General features: G+C 61.3%; 8 protein-coding genes and 1 pseudogene. 5 read left to right on the top strand and 4 right to left on the bottom strand.

The genetic code is table 11. The features are described 5' to 3' along the window. Window positions 1-213: 213 nt before the first annotated feature. Together AC1D1W_RS18380 and AC1D1W_RS18375 are read left to right on the top strand one after the other, a co-directional pair. Window positions 214-1,557: a ParB/RepB/Spo0J family partition protein gene (locus AC1D1W_RS18380; protein WP_476944442.1), complete on the top strand. Its 1,344-nt coding sequence runs from the start codon at window positions 214-216 to the stop codon at window positions 1,555-1,557. A gap of 498 nt (window positions 1,558-2,055) precedes the next feature. Further along, entirely contained in the window at window positions 2,056-2,463 is a 408-nt protein-coding gene (locus tag AC1D1W_RS18375; protein ID WP_476944441.1) for a hypothetical protein, read from the top strand. A gap of 15 nt (window positions 2,464-2,478) precedes the next feature. On the opposite strand, the gene AC1D1W_RS18370 is transcribed toward AC1D1W_RS18375, so the two are convergent. Further along, the gene (locus AC1D1W_RS18370; protein WP_476944440.1) at window positions 2,479-3,417 is read right to left on the bottom strand and encodes a hypothetical protein; all 939 of its coding nucleotides are present in this window, start codon (window positions 3,415-3,417) and stop codon (window positions 2,479-2,481) included. A 482-nt stretch (window positions 3,418-3,899) separates the two neighbouring features. Then, window positions 3,900-4,202, bottom strand: a complete 303-nt coding sequence (locus AC1D1W_RS18365; protein ID WP_476944439.1) for a hypothetical protein — start codon at window positions 4,200-4,202, stop codon at window positions 3,900-3,902. A gap of 223 nt (window positions 4,203-4,425) precedes the next feature. Here AC1D1W_RS18365 and mobC point away from each other — a divergent pair, with 223 nt between their 5' ends. The 3 genes from mobC to AC1D1W_RS18350 are packed head-to-tail and all read left to right on the top strand — an operon-like array spanning window position 4,426 to window position 7,699. After that, the gene (gene mobC, locus AC1D1W_RS18360; protein ID WP_476944438.1) at window positions 4,426-4,818 is read left to right on the top strand and encodes a plasmid mobilization relaxosome protein MobC; all 393 of its coding nucleotides are present in this window, start codon (window positions 4,426-4,428) and stop codon (window positions 4,816-4,818) included. 2 nt (window positions 4,819-4,820) lie between these two features. Further along, a complete protein-coding gene (locus AC1D1W_RS18355; RefSeq protein ID WP_476944437.1) occupies window positions 4,821-6,437 on the top strand; it encodes a relaxase/mobilization nuclease domain-containing protein in 1,617 nt (538 codons plus the stop codon). A 29-nt stretch (window positions 6,438-6,466) separates the two neighbouring features. After that, entirely contained in the window at window positions 6,467-7,699 is a 1,233-nt protein-coding gene (locus tag AC1D1W_RS18350; RefSeq protein WP_476944436.1) for a hypothetical protein, read from the top strand. A gap of 599 nt (window positions 7,700-8,298) precedes the next feature. Here the strand turns inward: AC1D1W_RS18350 and AC1D1W_RS18345 are convergent. Together AC1D1W_RS18345 and AC1D1W_RS18340 are read right to left on the bottom strand one after the other, a co-directional pair. Beyond that, a pseudogene (locus tag AC1D1W_RS18345) lies at window positions 8,299-8,562 on the bottom strand (ATP-binding protein); the annotation flags it as partial. Window positions 8,563-8,754: 192 nt separating this feature from the next. Next, window positions 8,755-9,234, bottom strand: a complete 480-nt coding sequence (locus tag AC1D1W_RS18340; RefSeq protein WP_476944435.1) for a hypothetical protein — start codon at window positions 9,232-9,234, stop codon at window positions 8,755-8,757. Between the last annotated feature and the right edge of the window lie 836 nt (window positions 9,235-10,070).

Raw genomic sequence — 10,070 nt, 5'->3', positions numbered from 1 at the left:
GGCCTGCGGTGGAGGAAATGTCCCTCCGGCGCTCCTGCGTCGCTGATTTCCTCCGGGAATTTCCCCCACCTTGCCCTGCGGGTAGACAGGCCTTCGTCGGCCGCCGAGCAAGCAAGCTTGCCAGCAACCAAAAAACAACGGGGGAGAGGGGACGCTGGCCGGTCATCTGAGCCGCCCCACCCACCGAATCCTTGGGCAAAAAGGAGCAACACCATGAACACCACACCCACCCTCGAAATGCTCGACCCGGCCACCCTGACCGTGGACATCAACGTCCGCAAAGACGCCGCCCTGACACCGGATTTCATTGCCAGCATCAAGGAACACGGCGTGATGGAACCCGTCATCGCCCACCGTAAAGACGACGGGACCGTGCATGTCCTGATGGGACAGCGCCGCACCCGCGCCGCCGTCGAAGCTGGGCGCACCAGCATCCCGGTGATGATCATCGAGTCCCCCGAGGAAGCCGAGCGGATCGTGACGCAGGTCGTGGAGAACATCCAGCGCGCCGAACTGACCGAAGCGGACGAGGCCGACGCCTACCACCAGCTGTCCCTGATCGGCGTGTCAGCCGCCGCGATCGCCAAGAAGACCGGGCGCACCAAGACCACCGTGGAAGGGGCACTGAAGGCCAAGTCCTCGGACGCCGGATCCGCCGCCCTCGGCAAGGGCTACACCATCGATGAAGCGCTCATCATGGCCGAGTTTGAAGGGAACCAGGACGCGACCGAGGAACTGGAGTCCGTGATCGCGGACGAACCCGATCAGCTCCTCCACGTCGCCCAGCTGCTCCGGGACCGCCGCGACAGCGCCGCCGCCCTCGCCACACTCCTCGAGGAACTGGAAGCCCAGGGCAAGACCGTCGTGGAGGATGCCGGGCACTACTCCAACGAAGAGAACCTGTACGTCTCGGCCGCGAAGCGGGCAGACGGGGAACCGGCCACCGACGAGGACGCCAACGCCTACCTGATCAGCACCGACTACCGGGGCCAGCACAAAGCCAACCCCGTCATCACCGGCTGGAAGGACCTGGGCTTCACCCCGAAGTACGAACGCTACGACGGCGGCACCCAGGCCCCGAAAGGCCCGATGACCGAGGAGCAGAAAGCCGAGCGGAAGACCCTGATCGCGAATAACCGCGAGATGGAGAGCGCCACGAAGGTCAGGCGAGAGTTCGTGAGGACCCTCCTGTCGCGCAAGACCGCGCCGAAGGGCTGGCAGTACTTCACCGTCCACGCCATCACCCACGACCCCGAAACCGCCAGCGGCTACGACGGCAAGGTCGCCACCGAGATGATCGGGGCCAAGACCGGAGAGGACACCGACCGGTGGGGATGGAACCCGTTGCGGGACCACACCGCCAAAACCACCGCCCGGCCCGAGTTCTCCCTCATCGCCCTGATCTGCGCCGGGTATGAAAAGACCATCCAGAAAGACTCATGGCGGTCCGCCGAAAAGCGGCACTTCCACTACCTGAACCAGCTCACCGCCTGGGGATACGCCGCCAGCGCCGTGGAGCAGATCATCCTCGACAAGCACACCACCGACACCGAGTAACCGGACCGTGAACCGGGCGGCTGGATCCCCCAATACAGTCGCCCGGTCACTCATCCCGTGAAGGGTCGGGAACCTCCCGTAACGCGGGCGGTCCGCCGCCCAGGGCGAACCGCAGCAGCCACTCACCAGCGACGGACCGCCATTAACCGCGACAATGCAACTGGTGGACCATCAGCCGCGGGCCAGGAACAACGAGGTACCCGGCCCGCGGCAGCACCACAACCTATTCAGCTAAGCTGAACCACATATTTCCTTTGCCCAAGGGAACACCAGGAAGGGCCGGCGCCCMMCGGCGCCGGCCCTTCCGCCTTTAAGAGGATCCGCACCCGAACGCCTGCACCACCTACACCGCAGCTCTATTCAGCGGACCATGCACGGGCGTTGTGCAAGAATGAGTCCACTGACCTTGGGGGGTGTCCGGTGATAATCACAGGCAAGTTCAAGTACGCCGCAACTACCACAATGCTGGGGCTGATCTGCGTCCTAACAGCCTGTGGCATGGAGGCGCAGCAGTCCTCCAATGCCCAGTCTTCGCCGTCCCCGCAGGATGCGGAATTCGGCTCTATCGAGGAAGCCCGCCGAGCCGTTGCCGATGTCATTGGCTGCGAGGAAGCGCCCAAGACGGACCCAATCATCAATCCGGAGCTAGCTGGCTACACAGCCGAATACGTCGTCTGTTCAAAGCGTGTCCAGATCGAGTGGTTCAAGACCGAAGAGGCACGAAATGCTGAGCAGCAGCTTTATGCGGACAGCACCCAGCCTTTAGCCATCGTGGAGGGTAAAAACTGGATGGTCGTGGACATGTCCGAGGCACTTCAGGAGTCTCCGAGCGGTAAGGACCTGAAGGGCCTAGCGCAAGAGCTCGGCGGCCAGTTCAAGTCCTTGAATGGTGCCCAGCCGTCTTAACTAAGGTGCCGAGCCTTAGAGGTTTTCAAGTGCTTTCTCCGCTAAACCGTTCAGGGCTTCTACGGCGCCCTCAGCCGTGCCGAGAGCGAGCAATTCCATCATCCGGCCAAGGAGTGATTTCATTCGACCAGGCGCTGGTGCAGGATCGTTCGTTTCCTGTTCGAGTTCAGTGGCAACTTCTACGACTTCTGCCTGACGTTCGGCGGGGATACCAAGGATAGGAAGCATGTCCCTAAGTGCCGTGGCTACCTTGCGAACGTCATCCACTTGATTCGACGTCAGTGTGATTGACTGCGAGACGTTCTTGCCCCCGGTGGTGAGGTTCATGCTGCCCGAATTGTTGATGTGGAACACTGGTGCCCTCTCGCTTGCTGCCACCGCTGGCGGCATGTCTTCGTCCTCGATCTTCTGGATGCCTAACGCTGTGATGTCGGGCCGAATGACGGAACCACCCATGACAGCTGTACCCCGGATGAGCTCCCGTTCCCGGAGGATACGGGTCGCTTGGTCTGTCTCATTTTCGGTGAAGTCATCACCATAGAACTTGCCGTACTTACTGATAGTGAATCTGGCGATGTTCGGCGATGACCGCCCTTGCAGATGCTCGTCGTAGAGCCATTGGAGCACCGCATCGCGAGCGGCTATGTTGCGTTTTTTCCGGTCAGTCATGAAGGACCGGAAATCGTCGGCGGCGTCGACGCCTTGCTGAGTGATGGTGACATCCCTTGTTTTTCCGGAGGTCTTCTCGTAGAAGATCCATCCCTTGTCCAGGAGCATCTCTAGATCGCTGTCAAAAGCGCGCCAGTCGAGGCCGAACTTCTCCGCTTCCTCGTATAGCCCTGTTACGTCCGCTGAACGGTGCCGGTTGTAGTCCGCGAACTGCTTGATGTTCAGTAGAAGAAGAAACTGTCGCAGCGCCGACGGAGACTTAAGCTCCGCTTCGTAGTTGACCATTTCCTGATGCTAACAGCGTGAGTTCCCTGCTCGGTTCATGACGTGGAGAACGCGGGCCCTGCTGCTGACACTTAACAGGCATGCGATGTCTGGGTGTTGTTTCTGGTGTGGGCCGGGTGGTGGGTTTTGGGTGATCGCGGGTAGTACCTACGTGAATCCCCTGACCCTTTGGAACGTTCCCGGCACGAAGGTTCTTGTGCTCTCACGTCTTGGCCCGCGCTACGGGTGTGTGTTGTCTGTGCTGAAAAGAAGCCGGCCCCGTCTGTGGTGCGTCGGCAACGTGAGTCTTGGACCATGGCAGTCCCACCCGACCCCGACCACCTTTGCATGAGGCTGTGCATGGCCACCGCTTACCCAGGGTGACGCGCGCTGGATGGTTACGTGGTGGTTGTGTGCAGGCGGTCAGATGGGTCCCGTCGTCCATATGTGTGCGGGAAAAGCCCGTAGGAAGTTGCTTTTGCCGTGCCCATGTGGACGAGGGGTTACGACTCCGAACCGGCAGCCAGCAGAGCCGCTTCTTGCGTGGTCTTCCGGCCGCGCGGCCGCCCGCCGGCCTTCTTGGTCGGCGCGTCCAGACCGAAGCCGCGCAAGTCGGAGTCGGTCCAGTCTGCGCGCAGAGCGGCCTGATAGTCCTTGGCGTATTTCTGTTCTGCTGCGGCAAGCAACTGAGTGGCTTCCTGAACCTCGACACCGCTGGCAGCTGCCCTCTTCACGGCGTTGACTTTGGTGTCCCTTGCGGCGTCGATCTTCGCGGCGGCTTTAGCGGCAATGTCGTTGATATCCATACCCAAACCCTACCGGCCACGACTGACACCCGAAAGCGGGGTTTCGGAGACCGACCGCGGAAGGCGAAAAAACCCTCTCGGGCCACCGTGCGGAGCAAGCTATACACTTACACGGGTGTAAGTGGCTTGTCGCGCTCGACACTGGCGGTCGGGTGCGGCACACTGGTCAGTGTGGTCCCCGGTTCCGGGGTCGCTGCGCTGGGCCTTTGAAGGGATGGATTGAATGTCGGATGAGGGATTAACTCACCGCTTTAATCTGTCGCGCCGACGCCGGGAGAACACTCCCGCCGGCACCAAGAGGCGCCGTGACCTGTGGGTCACTGTTGAAGAGGAAGCCGCGCTGGTCGCGAGGGCTGAGCGGGAGAAGGTGACCGTTCCGAACCTGCTGATCACAGCGGCATTGTCCGAGACGCAGGAGACGACAACGGAACGCCGTGCCATTGCTGCGGAGCTGATGTCCCTGCACAATCTGCTGGCCCGTTCCTCCAACAACATCAATCAGCTCGCACGGCAGGCAAACGCCACAAGTGAGTTCCCCTCCGAGGCGCGAGAAGCACTGAAGCACATACGCTCCGTGGCCATGCGAATCGACGACGTCATTGACGGGCTGATGTAGGGATGATTCCGAACATCACCCGCGGTTCGCGCATGGCCGGGCTCATGGTTTACCTGGCATCGACTGACGCAGACAAGACGAAGAACGCCCACACCGATCCGCACTTGGTGGCCGGAGATGCAGCGATCATGTCGTGGTACGACGACGGCGTTCTGGACCGTGAGGATGCCCTGGCGATTGCCAAGCACCTGGACCGGCCGCGCAAGATGTTCGGCGTCTCGGTGCAGATCAAGGACATGCAGTGGGACGCGGCCAAGAAGGAGCGCGTCCACGTCGGCTACAAGGACGCCAGCGTGTGGCACTGCTCGCTAAGTCTGCGCGCTGAAGAGGGCGCACTGACGGATCAGCAGTGGGGCGATATCGCGAACGACTTCGTAGACTCCATGGGGTTCACCGAAACCAGCGGAAAGGCGCAGTGCCGGTGGGCTGCGGTCAACCACGGCACGAGTGGGAATGGCAACCACCACATCCACTTAGCCGTCTCCCTGGTCCGCGAAGACGGCACCAAGGTCTCCACCCACGGCGACTACAAACGCGCGCAGCAGACCTGCCGCGAGCTGGAGGTCAAGTTCGGACTGGAACAGCTCTCCACCGTGCACTCCACCCGTGGCTACGACCGCGCCGAGAAAGCCACCGCCGTCCGGGACGAGCGGGAAATGCACCGCTCATCTTTGGCCCGGAAAGTCCGTGCCAGCGCCAGCGCGTCGGCTACCGAAGGTGAGTTCGTCCGTCGCGCCCGCGACACCGGCATGCTGGTGCGTCCGCGCTACGCCAAGAACACTACCGACGTCATTGTCGGGTACTCGGTAGCCGAACGCCCCAAGCAGGGCGAGCGGCCTATCTGGTTTGGGGGCGGCACCCTCGCCTCCGACCTGAAGCTCGGTGCTTTGCGTGAAGAGTGGATGGACTCACCGCACCTGGCGACCGAAGCCGCAGCGGAATGGAACGCAGCTGCCCGGAACAGGCGCACCGTGTCCAGGACCGGCCCCGAGAACGCAACACCATCGGCGGAAATGTGGGTGGAATACACCCGGAACGCGACCGCACTGGTCGAGCAGCTGCGCGCGCTGCCCCGTGATGATCACGCCACCTGGGCGAAAGCAGCGAGGGAAGTATCCGGCGCCTTCGCGGCATGGTCCCACCGGCTGGAACCGACCCCCGGCCCGCTGGCGGCCACCGCCGCCGAACTGTCCCGTACCGCCCAGCTCCGCGCACCACGGCAGCACAGCAAGCCCGTCGCCCTGCCATCCATTTCCGGCACCGCCATGTTGTTCATGGCCGCGTCCAGCAAGAACAAGACGGCCGCCCAGTCCGCGCTCATGCTGCAACTGGTGAACACTGCCTTCGCCATCCACGAAATGCACCAACAGTCCGGACGAACCAGAGAAGCGCAGCGGCTCCGTGCCGTCGTCACCGACCAGCTGAAACCGTTCGCAGCCACCATGCCCCGGCCGGTCACCGTCGGTGCACCGGAACAGGCAACGGCCCCGAACTCCGTAGAACTTGGACTCCGCGGCATGGCGCCCATCCGTCCAGGGTCAGCGGTGCCGAACACACCAACGCCGGCCAAAACCCACCAGCACACGGGCCGTGATTCCGGCCCCGTGCTGGACCGATAGAGACCACCACCAACGGCAAGGGGAGCACGATGAGTGAATCAGACGGAATGGATGAAGTTCTGGACGGCGGAATGCGGCAGTCCCTGATGATTGCCTCACGCATTGCCGAGACCGTGGCCCGTCGCCGGCAGGAATCCCAACGGCAGCAGGAACACCAAGACGCCCAGGCAGCGCACGAAGCACAGGCACGCCTCACGGCAGACCGCAGTGCGGCGCACGCGGTGCTGGCACCGGTCAATAGGGACCAGTGGTGGGACAAAGCCCAGCCCCACGACATTGCCACGGCACACGCCGTCGCTGAAGGCTGGAAGGACCACGACCCGACCGCTCTGGCGGCCTCGGAAAAGATCCGGCGGCAAGTCCTCGCCCGCTACGGCATCGACACCCGCGACATCGGCTCGGACGCCGCCTACCTGGAATCAGGGATCCAGACCATCACCACGGAGAAGGCACGGCAGGACGCACTCGAACGCAACCAGGAAGAGACGCGCAAGGCAGCCGCGGAACACGAGAAAGCCATGGGACTGCTCGCCGCGGCCCGGGCCGAAGAACTCCGCGCCCAGGCCGCGACACTGGCCCCGGAAATGGAACGCCACCAAGTACCCGCTGAGTACCTGGCCAACCCCGAGCTCGCCTACGCCTTGCAGACGGCACACGCGGCCAAGACCCCTGCAGCAGTAGCGGCCGCCGACTCCACCGTGCAGGAACGCATGTTCCTCATCGGCAAGGACGGCATCAACGGTCCCGACATTGACCAGCTCCGCAAAGAAACCACCGCGAACGTCAACGGCGCCGGTGACTCCCACTTCGCGGACCCCGAATTCGTGAAGGCGGCCAAGGAGATGCACGAAGCCAAACTCCTGGCAGAGGGAGGCTTCACCGGGTCCGAAAGGACGCCCGTGGAGCAGCGGTACGAACGAGCCGAAAAGGAACTCTTCGCCCGCATGGAAAGCGTCGGCCGCGAGATCGAAGATCGCGTCACCAGCAACGACCGCGCCCGCATGAAAGGCCACGGCCTGAAAACCGAAAGCGCGTCGGCCGCCGACTACGGCTCAGCCGAACACCACCAAAAATTCGCAGAAACACTCGCAAACACCGACGCAACCGAAGCCCAGGTTCGTGGACGGCTTGCAGCAGCGCGCAGTGAGGGCACGCACCCCAGCGCAGCGGTCACCAAGGGCAGAGGTGTGGCCAAGGCCAGGATGACGCGCATGGGTGCATCACAAGGTGCGGAGAGGACCAAAAGCGGCCCCGCCCGCTAAAGAGCCTGGTCATCGGCCATCCCTCACAGCTGGTCGGCCTGCCCCGTTCCAACCTCTTCTACGTGCGGGGATGCACCGAGGCGGAGCCAGTGGTGTCAGGTTGGGATCTAGGAGTCTCTCGAGCCATTGTCAGAAAAGTAGATTTTGGCCCTATCCTGTCGGCCCTTCGACTACCTGCCTGACGTCCAGTTGGGGTGTGCCTCAGACGCACGGGGGAGACAGTGTGCTGTTTCTCGAACGCTGCTGGATGGTTCGGGCCAAGCTTACCGGGTTTGGGGCTGCTGATATGTCCACTCGTTTCGTATGCGGCTCCAATCACCAAGCTTCGGAAGCCGCACATAGCCGCCTGGCTCTGCACGAGCCGCTCCCATTCACGCCGTGATCCCTTACTTGCGACCGGTTAGTCGGTCGTACGTTTCAGTGATTCCTGCTGCCGCCACTGCTCTGCTGAAGGGTTCCCTGTTCCGTACCGTTGCTCACCAGTGCGACGTGGAAATGATCCGCACACGCCAACGTCGAGGGAGGAATGCAATCAACCACGGGAATCCCCTCAAAGCAGATGCCTTGGAAAGTGTACGGGGCTTCTTGGAGCGCACCGCTCAAGCTGCATTAGGGATCGCTTTGGAGGCCAAATCATGCTGTCGCGAGGCGGTAGAGTCGACCTGGGTGTGTTTGAGACGGTAGCTGGAGCCCTTGAGAGTGATGACGTCGGCGTGGTGGACGATGCGGTCGATCATGGCCGAGGCGACGACCTGATCGCCAAATATGTCGCCCCAGCGAGCGAAGGGCAGGTTCGAGGTCAGAATCAGCGAGGCATGCTCGTAGCGCGATGAGACCAGTTGGAAGAACAGGTCGATGACCTCCTACGCCGAGACTTCCATAACGGACCGTCGGGGCATGATCAGTGGGACGAAGAACGACCAGCGTCCGCTACAGCTTGGGCCGAACCCGATACAGCCGCCGATCAAACGGTCATTTAGTTCCCAGCCGCAAGCGGCTGACCCCGGCCCCATCTACAACTTCGCCGTGCCATCCCTGCGTCCGGCCGACGGGATTCAAACTAATACAGCAGCGTCGACGTCTATCCATTGATCGATGGTGTCGAGGTAGATCTCGGCCCGGGCAGAAAGCGTCGTCCTGTCAAGACCAGCGAAAACTTGAGTCCACGCTGGTCCGACACTGAATCTAGTGGAAGTTGAAATATTAGCGGTGAGGTCCCAAATCGCGACGACACCGTCGATGTTGCCTTGCCCTGGGGCGGATTTGAGCCATACCGAAAACTGCAAGGAATTTGCAATAGCCGCATAAGTCGGAAACAGGTTGCCCCCTGCAAGAACAACCCGTTGAACATACGCGGGTAAACCTACGTCGTGGGCGACGGATCCCGCCCGTTGAGAAGTCTTGAATCGCATAAACTTGTCGCCCTGCTTAGCCTCCCCTGGACTTGTGATTAAAGAAGTGGTCACCGCCTGAGACAGATTGAGCGGCTGCCACGCACCTAGGCCTGATTCGAAGTTTCCCGTGCTCAGGAACATGTCGCCATCTCTCCCCTGCATGCTCGAACGCTGGCAGTCCCGCCCTCGGGATCAGCTTCCCCGCCCGCGTCGTTCCTAATAGGTTGGTGCTGAACTTACTCCTCAACGTCGAAGCAGTCCACAAATTGACCAATTCCCGAGGAGTATTTCGGCCGGGCGCCAACCGCTATCGCCGGAGCTAAGGTTTAGCTGGGATTGTGGTTGCAGTGAGATGGTATGTCTCATTCAAACGTGTTTTCATGACGCAGKGCGAACCGGTCCTCCGGGATGCTCTGGAGGTTTGCCAGGGAGATCACCATGGAGTAGCCGGCCAACTGTCAGACCACCACAGTGATGATGGCGGGCAGTGCCAGCTGCGCGTTAAGCTATCTTCCTTTCAATGTTGCTACCGACCAGCAGGGGCGGGATCGTTGGGGGTCCCTGTTGATGCCTTGGATTTTGTCCAGTTGAGAGCTTTGGCAAATAGTTTCCTTTGACTTCTTGACAGTCGATCGCAATCAGGTCCAGCCTTGATGTACTGCGGTTTAATCTGATAATCATCTTCCGATTAGTGAGCCGTTCCGGTATTTGCTCAACGTGCACCGGTTCCGCGAGCAGCGCTAGATAAATTAGTCCGCACGATCATGACTAGTGCTTTGCTCCATTCATAATATAGATGCACAACAATGTAGCGGGAAAACCATGCCCATCGATCTCACTATAGTGGTCCCCTTCCTCCATCAGTTTGGACCAGAAGACCGAAACGTTGGCGTTTATGCAGGGCTGCGACGAAGGTGGACCTTTGACTGTCCAAAGCTGGCTCCTGGTCCTGCTTTGTTAGCTTTTCAGAGTAGCGG

This window comes from Arthrobacter sp. P1_B4 (assembly GCF_056406555.1).
This window is presented reverse-complemented; position numbering and strand designations above follow the sequence as displayed.